Origin of the sequence: Streptosporangium sp. NPDC049376, from assembly GCF_044466505.1 — a bacterium.
In the GTDB taxonomy this organism is placed as follows: domain Bacteria; phylum Actinomycetota; class Actinomycetes; order Streptosporangiales; family Streptosporangiaceae; genus Streptosporangium.
Map to the genome: position 1 here is coordinate 350160 of NZ_JBITMT010000001.1, position 17531 is coordinate 367690.

General features: G+C 71.7%; 17 protein-coding genes. 8 read left to right on the forward strand and 9 right to left on the reverse strand.

Annotation, left to right across the window (positions count from 1 at the left end; genetic code table 11):
- The first annotated feature begins 32 nt into the window (after window positions 1-32).
- From ACIBVQ_RS01535 to ACIBVQ_RS01555, 5 genes are all read left to right on the forward strand, one after another.
- Window positions 33-1703, forward strand: coding sequence for an ABC transporter substrate-binding protein (locus ACIBVQ_RS01535; RefSeq protein ID WP_352008688.1), 1671 nt, complete (start codon window positions 33-35; stop codon window positions 1701-1703).
- A gap of 12 nt (window positions 1704-1715) precedes the next feature.
- Window positions 1716-2720, forward strand: a complete 1005-nt coding sequence (locus ACIBVQ_RS01540) for an ABC transporter permease (RefSeq protein ID WP_352008689.1) — start codon at window positions 1716-1718, stop codon at window positions 2718-2720.
- On the forward strand, window positions 2717-3613 hold the full coding sequence (locus ACIBVQ_RS01545; protein WP_352008690.1) for an ABC transporter permease: 897 nt from the start codon (window positions 2717-2719) through the stop codon (window positions 3611-3613). Before ACIBVQ_RS01540 ends, ACIBVQ_RS01545 begins: the two co-directional genes overlap by 4 nt.
- Window positions 3614-3615: 2 nt before the next feature.
- Window positions 3616-5643 carry a dipeptide ABC transporter ATP-binding protein gene (locus ACIBVQ_RS01550; RefSeq protein WP_386190219.1) on the forward strand — a complete coding sequence of 676 codons (2028 nt, stop codon included), beginning with the start codon at window positions 3616-3618 and terminating at the stop codon, window positions 5641-5643.
- A 147-nt stretch (window positions 5644-5790) separates the two neighbouring features.
- Window positions 5791-5952 carry a hypothetical protein gene (locus ACIBVQ_RS01555; RefSeq protein ID WP_352008692.1) on the forward strand — a complete coding sequence of 54 codons (162 nt, stop codon included), beginning with the start codon at window positions 5791-5793 and terminating at the stop codon, window positions 5950-5952.
- On the opposite strand, the gene ACIBVQ_RS01560 is transcribed toward ACIBVQ_RS01555, so the two are convergent.
- The 8 genes from ACIBVQ_RS01560 to ACIBVQ_RS01595 all read right to left on the reverse strand — a co-directional run bounded on the left by ACIBVQ_RS01560 (window position 5945) and on the right by ACIBVQ_RS01595 (window position 12696).
- Window positions 5945-7048, reverse strand: coding sequence for a CU044_5270 family protein (locus ACIBVQ_RS01560; protein ID WP_399174966.1), 1104 nt, complete (start codon window positions 7046-7048; stop codon window positions 5945-5947). The genes ACIBVQ_RS01555 and ACIBVQ_RS01560 overlap by 8 nt on opposite strands.
- Complete coding sequence (locus tag ACIBVQ_RS01565) at window positions 7041-7640, reverse strand: RNA polymerase sigma factor (protein ID WP_352008694.1); 600 nt, start codon at window positions 7638-7640, stop codon at window positions 7041-7043. Before ACIBVQ_RS01565 ends, ACIBVQ_RS01560 begins: the two co-directional genes overlap by 8 nt.
- A gap of 78 nt (window positions 7641-7718) precedes the next feature.
- Window positions 7719-8315 carry an NADAR family protein gene (locus ACIBVQ_RS01570; protein WP_362910699.1) on the reverse strand — a complete coding sequence of 199 codons (597 nt, stop codon included), beginning with the start codon at window positions 8313-8315 and terminating at the stop codon, window positions 7719-7721.
- Window positions 8316-8450: 135 nt separating this feature from the next.
- Entirely contained in the window at window positions 8451-9083 is a 633-nt protein-coding gene (gene mtnB / locus ACIBVQ_RS01575) for a methylthioribulose 1-phosphate dehydratase (RefSeq protein WP_399174969.1), read from the reverse strand.
- Window positions 9080-9772, reverse strand: coding sequence for an acireductone synthase (mtnC, locus tag ACIBVQ_RS01580; protein WP_386190223.1), 693 nt, complete (start codon window positions 9770-9772; stop codon window positions 9080-9082). The genes mtnB and mtnC overlap by 4 nt, the downstream gene beginning before the upstream one ends.
- 64 nt (window positions 9773-9836) lie before the next feature.
- Window positions 9837-10877, reverse strand: coding sequence for a s-methyl-5-thioribose-1-phosphate isomerase (locus tag ACIBVQ_RS01585; protein WP_362910695.1), 1041 nt, complete (start codon window positions 10875-10877; stop codon window positions 9837-9839).
- Between the two features lie 224 nt (window positions 10878-11101).
- The gene (locus tag ACIBVQ_RS01590; protein WP_399174972.1) at window positions 11102-12298 is read right to left on the reverse strand and encodes an NAD(P)/FAD-dependent oxidoreductase; all 1197 of its coding nucleotides are present in this window, start codon (window positions 12296-12298) and stop codon (window positions 11102-11104) included.
- Window positions 12295-12696, reverse strand: coding sequence for a ferredoxin (locus tag ACIBVQ_RS01595; RefSeq protein WP_399174974.1), 402 nt, complete (start codon window positions 12694-12696; stop codon window positions 12295-12297). Before ACIBVQ_RS01595 ends, ACIBVQ_RS01590 begins: the two co-directional genes overlap by 4 nt.
- Before the next feature lie 346 nt (window positions 12697-13042).
- On the opposite strand from ACIBVQ_RS01595, the gene ACIBVQ_RS01600 reads away from it, so the two are divergent.
- The 3 genes from ACIBVQ_RS01600 (at window position 13043) to ACIBVQ_RS01610 (ending at window position 16126) form a co-directional block, all read left to right on the forward strand.
- Entirely contained in the window at window positions 13043-14494 is a 1452-nt protein-coding gene (locus tag ACIBVQ_RS01600) for an APC family permease (RefSeq protein ID WP_386190227.1), read from the forward strand.
- A gap of 202 nt (window positions 14495-14696) precedes the next feature.
- A complete protein-coding gene (locus ACIBVQ_RS01605) occupies window positions 14697-14843 on the forward strand; it encodes a hypothetical protein (RefSeq protein WP_352008702.1) in 147 nt (48 codons plus the stop codon).
- Window positions 14844-14878: 35 nt separating this feature from the next.
- Complete coding sequence (locus ACIBVQ_RS01610) at window positions 14879-16126, forward strand: cytochrome P450 (RefSeq protein ID WP_352008703.1); 1248 nt, start codon at window positions 14879-14881, stop codon at window positions 16124-16126.
- A 72-nt stretch (window positions 16127-16198) separates the two neighbouring features.
- On the opposite strand, the gene ACIBVQ_RS01615 is transcribed toward ACIBVQ_RS01610, so the two are convergent.
- Window positions 16199-17449 carry an FAD-dependent oxidoreductase gene (locus tag ACIBVQ_RS01615; RefSeq protein WP_352008704.1) on the reverse strand — a complete coding sequence of 417 codons (1251 nt, stop codon included), beginning with the start codon at window positions 17447-17449 and terminating at the stop codon, window positions 16199-16201.
- Window positions 17450-17531 lie beyond the last annotated feature (82 nt).

The window sequence follows — 17531 nt, forward strand, 5'->3', positions numbered from 1 at the left end:
TCCAACCATCTGTTTTGAAGAAAGGCCGACCCGTGAGCCCAACCACCACGCGCATCCGACGCCTGATCGCAGTCGCCGGTGCCACCGGTCTCGCGCTGGCGATCACCTCCTGTTCCAGCGAACGCGGCACGCAGAAGACGGCCGCGGGCGGCGACAAGGCGGGGACGTTCGTCTTCGCCGCCGCCTCAGAGCCGGTCGCGCTGGACCCGGCGTTCGTCGCCGACAGCGAGAGCACACGGGTCGCCAACCAGATCTTCGAAGGTCTGGTGTCGATCAAGCCCGGCACGGCCGAGCCCGCGCCGGGCCTGGCGACCTCCTGGTCGCAGACCGACGACGGCCTGAACTACACCTTCCAGCTCCGCAAGGGTGTGAAGTTCTCCGACGGCACACCCTTCGACGCCGAGGCCGTCTGCTTCAACTTCGAGCGCTGGTACAACTGGAACGGTCCTTTGCAGGCCGAGAACATCAGCAACCTGTACCAACTGGTCTTCGCCGGCTTCAAGACCAGCGACAACCCGGCGCTCACCAAGAGCATCTACAAGAGCTGCGCCGCCGAGGGCGACGCGGTCACCATCACGCTGACCCGCCCCTACGGCAGCCTCATCCCCGCGCTGGCCATCTCGTCGTTCGCCATGCAGAGCCCGGCCGCCCTGAAGCAGTACAAGGCCGACGACCCCGGCGCCTCCGGCGACGTCCGGCGCAACGAGTACTCATCCGCCCACCCCACCGGCACGGGACCGTACCTGTTCGAGTCATGGGAGAAGGGACAGCGGCTGACGCTGCGCGCCAACCCCGGCTACTGGGGCGGGAAGCCGAAGATCGACAAGATCGTCGTACGGATCATCCCGGACGGCACCGCCCGGCTGCAGGCGCTGCAGAGCGGTGAGATCGACGGCTACGACCTGGTCGCGCCCGCGGACGTGCAGGGGCTGTCCGGCGCGGGCTTCCAGGTCCTGCCCAGGGAACCGCTCAACATCCTCTACCTCGGCATGAACCAGGCCGACCCGCTGCTGGCCGACATCAGGGTCCGCAAGGCGATCGCCCACGCCCTGGACAAGCAGGCGATCGTCTCCCAGACGCTGCCCGCGGGAACCAAGCCCGCCGAGCAGTTCATCCCGCCGCCGGTCAACGGCTACGCCGACAGCGTCGCCACCTACGACCACGACCCGGCCAAGGCGAAGAAGCTCCTCGAAGAGGCGGGCGCGGTCGGCAAGACGGTCACCTTCAACTACCCGACCGGTACGTCGAGGCCGTACATGCCGAGTCCGGAGGACACCTTCGTGGCGATCCGCACCCAGCTTGAGGCCGTCGGGCTGAAGGTCAACGCCGTACCGGAGAAGTGGAGTCCCGAGTACCTGGAGAGGATCAAGGCCAAGACCGACCACGGCCTGTACCTCCTCGGCGGGACGGGCATCATGAACAGCGCCGACACCTTCCTCGGCATCTTCTTCGGCCGCAAGACCGTCGAGTGGGGCTTCGAGGACAAGAAGCTGTTCGAGTCGGTCGCCGCGGCGCGCAGCGCGCGCAACCTCACCGAGCAGGGCGAGAAGTACGCCACGGTGAGCAAGGAGCTCATGGACCTGCTGCCGGGCATCCCGGTGGCCCACCCGGTCCCCTCGCTCGCGCTCTCGCCCAGGATCTCCGGTTACGTCACCAGCCCGCTCGCGGCCGAGGTGTGGAACAACCTCCAGATCAAGGGCTAGGGAACAGACGACATGATCGCCTTCGTCGCCCGGCGCCTGGCCCTGGTCGTGCCGGTGCTGTTGGGCCTCAGCCTGCTGCTGTTCGTGTGGCTGCGGCTGCTGCCCGGGGACCCGGCGCGGGCACTGCTCGGCGAGCGGGCCACCCAGGAGGGGATCGACCGGGTCAACCACCTGTACGGGTTCGACCGGTCGCTTCCCGAGCAGTTCCTGCTCTTCCTCGGGCGGCTCGCGCGGGGCGACCTCGGTTCCTCCATCAGGACGGGCCAGAGCGTGGTGGACAGCTTCCTTGAGCGTTTCCCGGCGACCGTCGAGCTGGCGGTCGCCGGGCTCGGCCTCGCGGTCGTGGCCGGCATCCCGCTCGGCTACCTCGCCGCCCGCCGCAGGGGCGGTCCGCTGGACCACCTGTCCGTCGGGGCGTCCCTGCTGGGGGTCGTGGTCCCGGTGTTCTTCCTGGCCTACCTCCTGAAGTACGTCTTCGCGATCCGGCTCGGCTGGCTGCCGACGGCGGGACGCCAGGACGTCAGGCTCGACGCGACCCACCCGACCGGCCTGTACGTGCTGGACGGGGTGCTGACCGGGGAGTGGGACGCCGCCTGGGACGCTCTGCGCCACCTGATCCTGCCCGCGATGGCCCTCGGGGCGATCCCGCTGGCGATCATCGTGCGGATCACCAGGGCCTCGGTGCTGGAAGTGATGAACGAGGACTTCGTCCGCACCGCGCGCGCCAAGGGCCTGACCCGGGCCGTGATCCGGCGCAGGCACGTCATGCGCAACGCGCTGCTGCCCGTCTCCACCACGATCGGCCTGCAGGCCGGTGCCCTGCTGGCCGGGGCGGTGCTCACCGAGACGGTGTTCGCGCTCAACGGGGTCGGGGAGTTCCTGTTCACCGCCGTCAACCATCTGGACTATCCGGTGCTCCAAGGATTCGTGCTGTTCATCGCGGTCATCTACGCGATCGTCAACCTGCTGGTCGACGTGTCGTACGCGGTCATCGACCCCAGGGCGAGGCAGCGATGAGCGCCCCGACCGCCGCAGCCGTCCCGGCGCGGGCCGGCGGGACGTGGGGGGTCGCGCTGCGCCGCCTGCTCCGACGCAGGTCCGCGGTCGCCGGAGGCGTCATCGTGTTGTTGTTCACGGTGATCGCGCTCGCCGCGCCGCTGCTGACGCCGTACGAGCCGGGCAGCGCCGAGTGGGCGGGGAGGATCACCCCGTCGTCGGTGCCGGGGCCGGGCCCCGGCCACCTGCTCGGCCTCGACAGCTTCGGCTCCGACCTGTTCACCCAGCTCGTGTACGGCGCGCGGCAGTCGCTGGTGATCGGTGTCACCGCGACCGGGCTCGGCCTGCTCGTCGGGGCGCTGGTCGGCCTGCTCGCCGGAGGGCTCGGCGGCTGGGTCGACACGCTGGCGATGCGGGTGACCGACGTGATGCTGTCGATCCCCGCGCTGCTGCTGGCGGTGAGCGTCGCCGCCGTGATGGGCCGCAGTCCGGTCGCCGTGATGATCGCCATCGCGGCGGCGCAGGTGCCGGTCTTCGCCCGCCTGCTCAGAGGGTCGATGCTGGCCCAGCGAGGCCTGGACTACGTGGTCGCGGCCCGTTCGGTGGGCGTGCCGACGAGCCGGATCGTGTTCGGCCAGATGCTGCCCAACTCGGTCGGTCCGGTGATCGTGCAGGCCACCCTCGTCCTGGCGACGGCGACGATCGAGGTGGCCGCGCTGTCGTTCCTCGGCCTCGGGCAGGCCGACCCGACGGTCGCCGAGTGGGGCCGCATGCTGGTCAAGGCACAGGCCAGGCTGGAGAGCGCCCCCCATCTGGCGCTGCTGCCCGGCGCCTGCATCGCCGTCACGGCGCTCGGCTTCACCCTCGTCGGTGAGGCCCTGCGCGAAGTCCTCGACCCGAAGACCACGAGGTGACCATGTCCCTGCTCGACGTACGGAACCTCCGGGTACGGTTCGCCTCCGCCCAGCCCGCGATCGCCGCCGTGGACGGCGTCAGCCTCACCGTCGAGGCCGGGGAGGTCGTGGCGCTGGTCGGCGAGTCCGGCTGCGGCAAGTCCGCGACCGCGCTGGCGCTGCTCGGGCTGCTGCCCGCCTCGGCGCGGGTCGAGGGCGAGATCGTGTTCGACGGCGAGGACCTGACCACGCTGAACGACCGGCAGCTGTCGGCCAGGCGCGGCCGTGACCTGGCGATGGTCTTCCAGGACCCGATGACCTCGCTCAACCCGGTCGTGCCGATCGGCGTGCAGATCACCGAGGTCCTGCTGCGGCACACCGACCTGTCGAAGGCGGCGGCCGGGGCCCGCGCGGAGGAGCTGCTGCGCGAGGTCGGCATCCCCGACCCGCGCCGCAGGATGCGGCAGTACCCGCACCAGCTCTCCGGCGGCATGCGCCAGCGCGTCATGATCGCCACAGCGATCGCGTGCGGCCCCAAGCTGCTCATCGCCGACGAGCCGACCACGGCGCTCGACGTCACGATCCAGGCCCAGGTCCTCGAACTGCTGGCCAGGCTGGCCCGGGACCACGGCGCGGCCCTGCTGATGATCACCCACGACCTGGGCGTCGTCGCGGGCCTGGCAGACCGGGTCAGCGTGATGTACGGCGGGCGGGTCGTCGAGACGGCCTCGGCGGAGGAGTTGTTCCGCAGGCCCATGCACCGCTACACCCGTGGCCTGCTCGCCTCGATCCCGGCCCTCGACTCCCCGCGGGACACGCCGCTCACCCCGATCCCCGGCTCGCCGTTCGACCGGCTGCCCTGGGAGTCGGGGTGCTCGTTCGCGTCCCGGTGCGCGGTGGCCGACGAGGCCTGCATGGTCCCCGGCCTGCCCATGACCGAAGACTCTCCCGGCCACCGGTTCCGGTGCGTCCACCCGGCGGGCGACGCCCCCGTCCCCGTCTCCGCCGCTGTCACGGCGCGGGAGTCCGCCGCTCCCGCCGAGGGGGAGAGCCCCGAGCCGCTGGTGCGGATCAGCGACCTGCGGGTGCGCTACCCGGCCAGGCGCGCCGCGGTCACCAACCGCCCCGTCGAGTACGTCCGCGCCGTGGACGGGGTCAGCCTGGACCTGCCGAAGGGGCGGACGTACGGGCTGGTCGGGGAGTCGGGCTGCGGCAAGTCAAGCCTCGGCCGCGCGCTGCTGCGCCTCGAACCGGTCGCCTCGGGCAGCGTGCTCTTCGACGGCGTCGACCTGGCCGGGATGCGGGAACGCGCGCTGCGCCCGATGCGCCGCCGGATGCAGATGGTCTTCCAGGATCCGATGGCCAGCCTCAACCCGCGCCAGAGCGTCGGCGACATCCTGGAGCTGTCGCTGCGTGTGCACGGCGTGCCCGGCGGGCGCGGGGAGCGGCGCGCCAAGGTGCTGAACACGCTGGACCAGGTCGGGCTGCCACGCACGGCCGAGCACCGCTACCCGCACGAGTTCTCCGGCGGCCAGCGCCAGCGGGTCGGCATCGCCAGGGCGATCATCCTCGAACCCGACCTGCTGATCGCCGACGAACCGGTCTCCGCGCTCGACGTCTCGGTCCAGGCGCAGATCGTCAACCTGCTCCAGGAGGTCAAGCGGACGCTGTCGCTGACGACGCTGCTGATCGCCCACGACCTGGCCGTGGTGCGGCACATGAGCGACACGGTCGGTGTGATGTACCTCGGCAGGCTGGTCGAGGAGGCGGACTCGGGGGAGCTGTTCGAACGCCCGCTGCACCCCTACACCGTGTCGCTGATGTCGGCGGTCCCGCTGCCCGACCCGGTGGCCGAGGCGCGGCGGGAGCGGATCATCCTCAGCGGGGACCTGCCGAGCCCGGCCGCCCCGCCGAGCGGCTGCCCCTTCCACACCCGCTGCCCCTTCCGCAGGCAGACCCGCTGCGCTGAGGAGGTCCCGCAGGTCAGGGAGGTCGTTCCGGGGCACCGCGTGGCCTGCCACTGGGCGGAGGACATCGCGGGCCTGGCGTGAGGACCGCGCCGTACGGACGGCGTCCCCACCGCCCGACGGGGCTTCGGCCGGTGGGGCGCCGCCCTCTCCCGTCACGGCCTCCGCCGGGCTCCGCGGGCGTAAACCATGTGCGAACTGTCGGTGGGGCAGGCAAGAATGCGGAGCATCATGGTTATCTCCCCAACGCTTCCGTTCACCGCCACGACGTCGCTCAACGGCGACATCGTGGTCTTCTACGTCGGCCCCGAGCCCCGCATGACGGCCGAGCAGGCGCTCGCCTTCGCCGACCTGCTCCGCGACCTGGCGACCGAGCCCGCCTGTCTCAGCTGACCGGGAGGGCGGGGACGGCCGGTCTTCCGGTCGTCCAGCCCGCCTCAAGGACCACCTCGACCTGGTCGTCCCCGTTGCCCGGCTTGCCGGTCACGGTCGAGGACAGCACCTGTGAGGAGACGGGGTCGATGACGAGGGTCCGCCGCACGGCCACCGGGAGCCGTGTGGCGCCTGCGGTCTGCAGGGTGAAGGAGAAGGCCGCCCCGGCTCTGCCCCGTTCGTCCTTCGTCTCACCGAGATAACGCACCTCGGGCAGGTCGGCGAGCGCCCGGTAGGCGGCGGCGCGCACCTTCGGCGGCGACGGCTTGCTCCACAGCAGGCCGCTGAGCGCGTCCGCGACGACGCCGTCGAGAGAGCCGCCCGGCGCGTCCCTGACCAGTTCGGCGACCTGTTCCCGCAGGGCGCCGGGGTCGGTGGGCAGCGCCCTGATCTGTTCGAGGGTCATCGGCTTTCCCGCCATGCTGAACGCCGTCCCGTCGGTCACGGCCCTGAGCCGGCCCCGGTCGGGTGCGGCGGACAACGTCCCGCCGGGCACCGGCCACGTGGCGGGGGAGCCGTCACGACGCCAGGCCTCCTCGTCGGCCTCGCCCGCCGGACGCGCGCCCAGGGAGCGGGTCCCGACCCAGATCCCGTCGCCGTCCTCGGCGACCCACTGCTCGGTGAGCCGTGACTCGACGACCCGGTAACGGTCGCCCTCGTCGCCGAACGACTCCGGGTAGGTCCGCCGGTTCAGCTTGCTGACGTGCCAGTATGGGCCGTCGGCGGCGACGTCCGCCTCGGCGGTCACCGCGGCGGCCAGCAGGATCGACCGCCCGGAGCCGGTCGCGCTCTCCGTGACGTACGGCGACGCCGCCGAGGAGGGCGCCCGCCCCGGTCCGGCGGTCGTGGCCCCCGTGACCACGACCGCCACCGCCACCGCCGTGGCCACCACCGTGCCCACCGTCGCCGTGGCGGCGAGCACCCCGGTGATCCCCTTGACGAACCTCAGGCGTGGCCGCCTGGCCTCGGCGTCCAGGGCCTGGCGCACTTTGGCCTTGAGGATCGGGTCGGGCCGTGGCTCGCCGTACAGCTCGCGGAGCGTCTCCAGCTCATCCACGGCGGGTCTCCTCGGGGTCGAGCATCGGATTGGTCTCACCCAGGACGGCGCGCAGCTTCCGCCTGGCCCGGTTCAGGCGTGATCCCACGGTTCCGTAGGGGATGCCCAGGGCCGCCGCGACCTCCTCGTGGCTGAGGTCGGCGAGGGCGACCAGGAGCAGCACGTCGCGGTCACGCTGGTGGAGTTCGGCGACGGCGGCGGCGAGACTCGGCCGCAGGCTCTCCGCGCTGACCCGCGCCGCGACGCGATCCTCGTGCCCGGGGGCGTCGGGGGCGGGGCCGTGCCGGCCGAGCGCGCGCAGCGTGCGCACCTCGACGCGGCGCTGCCTGCCGATGAGGTTGGTCGCGATGCCGTACAGCCAGGCGCGGACCCCGGCGCGGGACGGGTCGTAACGCGACCGTTTGCGGAACGCCGTGAGGAAGGTCTCCGAGACGATGTCCTCCGCGACGTCGTCGCCCAGCCGCTGGGCGGCGTAGCGGTGGATCTCGGCGAAGTGGGCGTCGAAGATCGCGCCGAACCACTCGGCCTCGTCGAGGGAGTGAGGCACGGCCTCGGGGCTCCCCGTACGGACGGCCCATGAGATCGAGGTCACGAAGGTCTCCCGTTTCCAACGCGGTCGGCGGTCACCCCTTCTCACCCGATCCACCGGATCGCTTTCACGGACTCGCCCTCAGCGGGTTCCCGCAAGGACGTCGCGGACGTCCATGAGGGCGAAGCCGAGCAGGTTCAGACCCCGCCAGGTGGCCGGGGAGGCGGCGCGTTCGTCGTCGGCGGTCAGTCCGATGCCCCAGATCGGGTCGACGGGACTGGCCTCGACCAGAACCCGGTCCCGGGTGCCGAGCAGGAAGTCCCCCAGCTCCGGGTGCGCGCCGAACTTGGCGGTGTTGCCGCGCACGACGGTCGCGTACCGGTGCTCCGCCCACACGGCCTCGTCGAAGCCGCGGACCTCGCGGCCGAGTCGTTTGGCCTCGCCGGGGTGCGTGGCCGTGAGGATCGCCGCCGCCGTCTCGTCGTCGCCGAACAGCCACGCCTTGTGCGCCATCATGTGGTGCTCCGCCGAGGGGAAGAGGTGCTCGCCGCCGCCGAAGGCGTTCTCCGCAGGGAAGGGCGCCCGCCACCACTGGCTGAGGCATCCGGCACCGGCGCCGCCCCCGCGCGGCGGCCGGTGACCCCAGAAGAACAGGTAACGCAGCCGTCCGCCGTCACGCTCGGCGGCGACGGCCTCGGCGACGGAACGCGGCAGTCCGGTCAGGTCGGGCACCGTCACACCCTGCCACGCAGGGTCGGCACGCGGCCAGCGGTTATCCGCGCGGGGCGACCGGCCGGGTAGGGCGACGGCCTCCGCCCGTGCCGCGCCGTGTCACGGCCGCAGGCCCCGTACGCCGAGGGCCGGCGCGGTGCCTCAGCGTACGGCGACGGCGTAGGCGAGCAGCCACTCGACGCACTCGGTGACGTGCCTGGCGTGCGTCAGGTCCCGGCCCCAGGCGTACAGGCCGTGCCGGGCCACGATCACCGCCGGGACGGCCGCGTCGTGGGCCTCCTCGAAACGGTCTCCGAGCTCGGCCATGTCCTGGCTGTTGGCGATCACCGGGACGACCACCTCGTCGTCGTGCGCCAGCCGTCCGATGCCCTTGAGCATCTCGATGTCGCGCAGCGGCACGCCTGCGGGCCAGTGGTGCCCGGCGACGACGGCGTTGACGGTGTGGACGTGCACGACCGCGCCCGCGCCGGTCAGCGCCGCGACCCGAGCGTGCAGGCCCGCCTCGGCCGAGGGCCTGCGCGGTTCGACGCCCTCGACCGGCACCATCTCACCCGAGGGGCCGACGACCGAGACGTCGGCGGCGGTCAGCTCACCCTTGTCCAGGCCGCTGGCGGTGACCGCCAGCCGCAGCGGGTCACGGCTGACGACCTCGGAGAGGTTGCCCGAGGTGCCGCGCATCCAGCCGAGCCCGGCGAAACGCGCCGACTCGGCCGCCAGCCGGGCACCGGCCCCGAGGACCAGCTCCGCCGTACGGAAGTCCCGCCCGGCGCTCATCGCGGCCCCCCGAAGCCCGGCTCCCCGGAACTCAGCTCCCCGAAGGACGCCACGACCGGGTGCGGGCCGAAGTCGGCGTTCTCACTTGGCTCGCCAGGACGGCGCAGGCCCGTGGTCCGCCAGCCCGCGGTGGCGGCCGCGTCCAGTTCGGCGGGCACGTCGGACAGGAAGAGCAGGTCCGTCCCGCCGAGTTCGGCGGCGATGCGCCGGTAGGACGACGCCTCCCGTTTCGGCCCCGCGTTCACCGTGTCGAACCACCCCTCGATGAGGACGGACAGGTCCCCGTCCCCGGTGTGCGCGAACCACGGGCGCTGGGCGGAGACCGAGCCGGAGGAGAAGACCGCCAGACGCCTCCCCTCGGCGTGCCAGGCGCGCAGGGCCGGGGCCACGTCGGGGAAGAAGTGCGCGGTCAGCTCGCCCGCCGCGAACCCCTCCGCCCAGATCCGCCCCTGCAGCGTCTTCAACGGCGTCGCCTTGACGTCGTGGTCCATCCAGTCGTGCAGCACCTTCACGACCTCCTCGGTCGTGGCGCCGCCGATCTCCTCGACGGCGGCACGGACCTCGGGGTCGTCCCGGTTCGCCTCGATCCACGGCCCGAGCCTGGGCCTGGCGAAGGCGTAGAGCCCCACGTGTACGGACTCGGTGGAACTCGTCGTCCCCTCGATGTCGAGCACGGTCCATCCGGTCATCGGGCGAGCACCTCCACGAGGTCGGGGGCGTGCGACGGGGCGTCGGTTTCGATGCCGTGAACCATCAGCTCTCCTCGGTGCGGCCGGAAACGGCGAAGTGGTCGCGGACACGGGACGGCTCGTAGACGCCGTGCTCGGTCACGATTCTGGTCACCAGGCGCGGCGGGGTGGCGTCGAAGGCCGGGTAGTAGCCGACGACCCCCTCCGCCGCGGTGCGCCGCCCCAGCACGTGCAGCACCTCGTCGCCGTCACGCCGTTCGATCACGACGTCGTCGATCGTGCGCGCCTGCGGGTCCGGCGCGTCGATCAGCGCGTGGTACGGCACGCCGAAGGCGTTCGCGGCCAGGGCGACCCCCAGTGTGCCGACCTTGTTGACCACGTGACCGTCGAGCGTGACCCGGTCGGCCGCGGTCAGCGTCACGTCGGCGAGCCCGTCGGCCAGCGCGGCCGCGACCATCCCGTCGGTGATCAGGGTCGGCCGGTAGCCCATCTCGACGAGCGTGGCCGCGGTGAGCCTGGCCCCCTGCAGGTAGGGGCGGGTCTCGGTGCAGACGAACTCCAGGTGCTTGCCCGCGGACCGCGCCGCCCGCACGGTCGCGATGAGGAAGGCGTCGGCCCAGCAGTGGGTGAGCACCCGCGCGCCGTCACCGAGCAGGCTCGCCGCGTGACGGCCCAGGGCGGCGCTGCGCTCCCGGTAGGCGGCGTCGTGCGCGTGGGCGGCCCGGGTGACCGCCTCGACCAGCTCCGTGCCCGAGGCCGCCTCCGGCCCGTCGAGCACCACCCCGAGCACTCCCTGCACGGCGTCGCGGATGTGGTTGTTCGTCGGCCGCGTCGCGATGAGCCTGGCACCCGCCCGGCGCAGGTGGGCGACGGCCTCCTCGGGCGGTTCCCGCCGGGCCTCGCGGGCGGCCAGGACGAGTCCGGCGGTCGCCGCGAACAACGGTCCCGAGCTCTGCGTGACCATCCGTTCGATGGCCGTCGCGACCTCCTCGCTGGTCGTGCAGCGCACCCAGCGCACCTCGAACGGGTAGACGCGCCGGTCGAGGATCTCCACCGCGTCGTCGGTGATCCTGACGGAGTCGGCCAGGACGGGGGTGTCACTCATTGAGGCCTCCATGAGACGTCGCCGTCCACGGGCGGCCGGGTACCGCCCGGCGTCATCACGACGACGGCGACCCGGCCCCTGCCCGCGCTCATGCCCTCACTGAACAACGTCACGCCGCCCGGCGCCAGCCGTGCCCCGCCGGGCATCCGTGTGTTCCCGGCCTCCGGAAGGCACGGCCGCACAGCGGTGCCGACGCACGGGTGAGCGTCCCGCGGGACGCGGGGTCAGACCGCCGCGGGCGCCCGCATCAGCTCGGCGCGGTAGCGGGCCAGGGCCGAGGGCAGGCCGATCATGACCACACCGACGAGTCCGCCGCCGTCGTGGTAACCGACCGCGACCTCCCCGCCGAGATCGCCTTCCAGCACCCGGATGTCGTCGCCGCCGAGCCCCGGGGCGCCGAAGGACTGGATGCGCAGGTCGTACTGGTCGCTCCAGAAGGTCGGCAGCGGCGTGAACGGGGCCGGATCGTGCCCGGCCTGCCCGAGGTCGGCCAGCAGGGTCGGCACCGCGCGCTTGGCCGTGTCCGTAGGAACGCTCCAGTGCTCGACCCGCCGGGCGACGTCGTCGTAGCGGGGGTTGGGGAAGCGCGCCACGTCGCCGACCGCGACCACGCCGGGACGGCCCTCGACCCGCAGCGCGTTGTCACAGAGCACACCGTCGGACAGGTCCAGGCCGTTGCCCCCGAGCCACTCGGTGTTGGCCGTGGAGCCGACCGCCTCGACGACCACGTCGGCCTCGGCCACGGTCCCGTCGGACAACTCGGCCCCCGCGGGGGAACCCTCCCCGAGGAAGCGCCTGACCGTACGGCCCAGCAGGAACCGCACCCCCTCCTCCTCGTGACGGCGCCGGAGCGCGGCCCCCAACCCGGCGCCGAGCGGGCGGAGCATCGGCTCGGTCTCGGGGGCGACCACGGTGACCCGGCAGCCGAGCACGCGGGCGGTCGCCGCGACCTCACAGCCGATGAACCCGGCTCCGACGACCAGCACCCTGGTCCCCGGCAGCAGCCGCGCGCGCAGCGCCGCCGCGTCCTCAAGCGTCCGCACCACGTGCCGCCCCTCGGGGCCGGGTACGGGCAGCCGCCTCGGACGCATCCCGGTCGCCACCACCAGCCCGTCGTAGCCGATCTCGGTGCCGTCGGCGAGCCGTACGGCGCGCGCGGCCAGGTCGGCCGAGGCGATCGGGACGCCGAGCCGCCATATCACGTCGGCCACCGCCGGGCGGAGCCTGAAGGCGACCGCCTCGTGCGTGACCTCCGAGGCCAGCGCCTCCTTCGACAGCGGCGGCCGGTTGTACGGCAGGTGCCGCTCGTCGCCGACCGCGACGATCTCCCCGGTGAAACCGCCCGCCCGCAGTCGTTCCGCCGCTCGCAGGCCGCCCATGGAGGCGCCCGCGATCACGATCCGGCTCGCTGCCACCGTCACCCCTCGACCGTGATGGCCTGCAGCGGGCACACGTCGGCGGCCTCCTCGACGGCGTCGCGCAGCGCCTCGTCCACGTCGGGCTCGTAGGCCAGCCGGCCGTTCTCGTCGAGCCGGAAGACCTCGGGCGCGGAGAAGACGCACTGCCCGTGGTCCTTGCAGACGCCCATGTCGACGATGACCTTCATTTCACTACTCCTGGTGATACGGGGAGGGACAGGGGTCGGTGCGGCGCCGGGAAACCGCCCGCACGGCAGGCCCCGGGCTCCGCCGATCGGCGCCTTGAGACCCCGCATGGAGAGGTGGCTCGCCCACACCGTCCCCGCCGTCGGGCGGGCACCGACCCGCTCGCCGCCGATCCGGTGGTCGTTGCGGACGGGGATACCGGCGACAGTGGCCATCCGCTTCTCCTAACCGTTTGACTCCAAACAAACTAGGACCTGCCAATGGTGACGGTCAAGGCCGGTGACAGTTCGTTTGGAGTCAAACGAATCGCTCGAACAATGTCGCGATTTTTCGTGGTATGTCGGTGAACTCGCAGGTCGGCGGGATGGGTTGGGGGAGGTTCCGCCGTTCGCCCTGGTTTCACCGACGACATGCGGGCCGGATTTTCGATCCGTGGGAATGGGCTCTTGCGTCAACTTCATTTGAGCACATACGATCCCGGCCACGTGGTTCGTACGGGTACGAACGAAACATGTCTCCGTGCCGCCCCATGCTTCTGTTCTGTCCCAATGGAGGGTCGCCATGGCCGTCAACGAATCGGCAGCCACCCCGGCCACGCTGTCACGCCGACGGATCGGCGTGCCGGACATCGTGTTCTTCGTGGTCGCCGCGTCCTCCCCGCTGACCGTCGCGGCGGGTGGAACCCCACAGAACTTCGCGACCACCGGTGTGCTCGGCGTGCCGTTGATGTTCCTCATCCTGGCCGCCGTGCTCGCCCTCTTCTCGGCGGGATACGCCGCGATGAGCCGTCACATCTCCAACGCGGGCGCCTTCTACGCCTACATCACCCACGGCCTCGGCCGTGTCCCCGGTGTCGGCGCCGCCTTCGTGGCGCTGGTGGCCTACAACGCCATGCAGGTCGGGCTGTACGGCCTGCTCGGCTTCAGCACCTCGGGATTCCTCTCCGGCACCCTGGGTGTCGAGGTGCCCTGGTGGATCGTCTCGCTCGTCTTCCTGGCGGTCATCGCCCTCCTCGGCTACCGCAGGATCGACCTCAACGCCAGGGTGCTCGCCGTCCTGCTGGTGTGCGAGGGCCTGCTCGTCCTGGTCTTCGACATCTCCCAGATCTCCACCGCCCCACAGGGGCTGTCGCTGGAGCCGTTCGGCTGGAGCGCGCTGACCACGGGAGCGGTCGGCGCCGCGTTCCTGTGGACGATGGCGGCCTTCATGGGTTTCGAGTCCGGGGCGATCTACAGCGAGGAGTGCCGGGACCCGCGCAGGACCGTCAGCCGGGCCACCTACATCGCCGTCGCCGTGATCGGTGTCTTCTACGCCTTCACCGCCTGGGCGACCGCGATGGGGGCCGGGCCGGGCGACGTCATCGCCGCCTCCCGCGAACACGGCCCCGAACTGGTCTTCGTGCTCGGTGAACGGGCGCTCGGCCCGGCCTTCTCGACCCTCGGCCAGGTCTTCCTGATCACGGCGGTGTTCGCCGCCACGCTCTCCTTCCACAACGCGGTCGCGCGGTACTTCTTCGCGCTCGGCCGTGAGGGCGTGCTGCCGCAGAAGCTGGGACTGTCGCACCCCAGGCACGGCTCGCCGTACATGGGGTCGGTCAGCCAGACCGTCTTCGCGGCCGTCGTCGTGCTCGCCTTCGGCCTGTTCGGCGGGGACCCGATGGGCACGCTGTTCAACTGGTTCACCAACCTCGGCGCGCTGGGCGTGATCCTGCTGCTGGTCGCCACCTCGGTCGCGGTCGTCGGCTTCTTCCGCAGGGAACGACGGGGGGAGAGCGCCTGGAACGTGGCGATCGCCCCGGTGCTGGCCGGGCTGGCGCTGTTCGCCGTCCTGTACGTCGCGTTCACCAACTTCTCCGCCCTGCTCGGCACCCCGCCGGACTCGGCGCTCAACTGGGCGCTGCCCGCAGTCGTGGTGCTGGTCGGCGTCGTCGGCCTGGTCTACGGCGCCTACCTGAGGTCCGCCGATCCGCGGGCCTACGCGCGGATCGGGCAGGGGGCGCCCGTGCGGGACTGACGGCCGTGTGCGGCGGCGCCGATCGGGGGATCGGGGCTCCGGCAAGGGTGACCTATACTTGTTCGGACCCGTACGATCCATCCTGAGCTGCGAAAAGTCCGCTCAGAGGTGGTTTTTTCCTGGCCTTTGCGTCCTTTTCGGGACTGACGTCGAACATATGGTTCGAGGCCAAATGAGGCGAGTCGAGGGAGACACCATGAGCATGGATTCCGTGGAAGGCGCCGCCGGCCATCCGGGGGAGCGGGACGCCGCCGTCCTCAACAGCTTCCCGACCGGCGCCGAGCTCGACAGCTACCTGCTCGGCGCCGGTCCCTACTACCTGCTCGAAACCGACCCCGTCCAGGAGTGACGGGACGTCATCCGAACACCATCCGGAGGAGATCCATGCGCCTCGACGAGGTCGACCTGGCGGACAACGACAAGTTCCTGGACGGCGACACCCCCTGGCGCATGTTCGACGTGCTCAGGGCCGAGGCGCCGGTGCACTGGCAGGACGAGGGCGAGTACGGCAGCGGCTTCTGGTCGGTGACCCGGCACGCCGACATCGTGGCCGTCGACCGCGACGCCGAGACCTTCACTTCGACGAAGTTCACCAACCTCGAAGAGGTGGACGAGCGCCAGGCGACCATCCGGCGCTCCCTGCTGGAGACCGACGGCCCCCGGCACGGCGTGCTCCGCCGGATCCTGCAGCGCCAGTTCACGCCCCGCGCGATCGCCGGATACGAGGTGTTCCTGCGTGGCCTGACCGCCAGGACCCTGGACGCCGCCCTGGCCAAGGGCACCTTCGACTTCGTGAAGGAGGTCTCGGCGGACTTCCCGATCAACGTGCTCGCCAAGATGCTCGACGTCCCCGAGGACGACACCCAGCAACTCATCGACTGGGGCAACCGCATCATCGGCAACACCGATCCCGACTACGCCGACGTGCTGCTGCACAGCCAGGAGAGCGAGAAGTACCGCGACCTGCCCTTCCGCAGCCCCGCCTCCCTTGAGGTCTTCGAGTACGGCCGGGAGCTGGCCCGCAAGCGCCGGGGCGGCGACGGCACCGACCTGGTCAGCAAGCTCGTCAACGAGCCGACCGCGGACGGGGTCCCGCTGTCGGAGCGCGACTTCGACAACTACTTCCTGCTGCTGGTGGTCGCGGGCAACGAGACCACCAGGCACGCGATCACGCACTCCATGCGCGCGCTGATCGACAACCCGGGCGAGGCCGAGCGGCTCCGCCGGGACCCGTCGCTGATGCCGGGCGCCGTCGAGGAGTTCCTGCGCTGGGCCTCCCCGGTCTACCACTTCCGCCGTACGGCCACGCGTGAGGTGGAGATGCACGGCAGGCGGATTCGCGAGGGGGACAAGGTCGTCATGTGGTTCGCCTCGGGTAACCGGGACGAGCGGGTCTTCGACGACCCCTACCGGTTCGACGTCACCCGCGCCGACAACGACCACATCACCTTCGGCAAGGGCAGCCCGCACTTCTGCCTGGGCAACGCGCTCGCCAGGCTGGAGATGCGGGTCATGTTCGAGGAACTGCTGCCCCGGATCTCCGACATCAGGCCGGCCGGCGAGTCGCGCCGCGTCCGCTCGAACTTCGTCAACGGCATCAAGACCCTGCCGGTCACGGTCACCCTGGCCTGACGACCACTCCGTGAGGCCCGGATCCACCGGGCCTCACGGAGTGGGTCCTGCAGCGGACCCTTCAGCGGACCTTCAGCGGACAGGGTCGAAGTCCCGCAGGGCGGCGGGCTGCCTGCCCGTGACGATCTGCTCGGCGAGCAGGCGCCCGGTGACCGGGCCGTGGGTGAGCCCCCACATGCCGTGCCCGCCCGCGACGAACCTGCCGGGCGCGTTCGTCGCCCCGACGAGGGGACGGCCGTCGGGGGTGACGGGACGCGGGCCGACCCACGCGTCGGTGAGCCCGTCCCACGAGACGCCGGACAGCAGCGGCTTGGCCGAGGCGATGATCGCGTCGATGCGTGCCCGGTCGAGCGGGGCGTCCGCGTCACGGAACTCCATCGTCCCCGCGACCCGCAGCTTGTCCTGGTACGGCGTGCACGCCACCCGGACGGCGGGCAGGTAGACCGGCCCGGGGACGGGCTTGTCGGTGGGGACGGTGAAGGAGTAGCCGCGTCCCGCGCGCACCGGGACCCGGACCCCCCAGGCGGCGCCGAGATCGTTCAGCCAGGCGCCGGTCGCCAGGACAACGGCGTCCGCGACGACCGTCTCCCCGGCCCCCGACCGTACGGCCAGGCCGCCCGCCTCCTCGTGCACCCCGGTCACCCGGAAGCCGGAGCGGATGACGGCGCCCTTGGCGACGACCGACTCGGCCAGCGAGTGGGTGAACCGTCCCGGGTCGACGTAACGCTGGTCGTCGAGCCGGATGCCCGCCCGCACCTTGGAGGACAGCTGCGGCATCTGCTCGCGCAGGGCGTCGCCGTCGAGCGCGGTGTAGTCGATCTTCAGGCCGGAGCCGTCGATACGCCTGAGCTCGTGCAGCAGGCCGGTGGCCTGCCGTACGTTCTCGAAGGCCGCGGTGATGGGGGCCTTGATGGTCGGGGCCTCGACACCGTTGGAGGTCAGGGTGTCGAACGCCGCGAGGCACTCCTCGTTGAAGGCGAGGTTGGCGCGAACGGCGCGGTTCCACGACCTCCAGGTGCAGTTCGCCGCGAACCGGGTGAGGAAGGTCCACAGCCTGACGTCGGGGGTGGCGGGCACGTGCAGCGGCGCGCCGGGGTCGAGCAGGGAGCGCAGGCCGTACTTCAGGACGCCGGGCTCGTTCAACGGGATCGCCAGACCGGGGGAGAGCCAGCCCGCGTTGCCCCACGAGGCGCCCGCCGCGACGCCGTCGCGGTCGACCACGGTGACCTCGACCCCGTGCTCCCGCAGGAACCACGCGGTGGACAGGCCCACCACACCGGCACCGATCACCACGACCGAGCGCGGCCCACCGTCGACACCCATGACCACTTCTTTCGCTTCTTGAGGGGTTCCTACCATTCGAGCATCGTCGGAACAGAGGGGAAATGAACTGTATGCCGCGGAC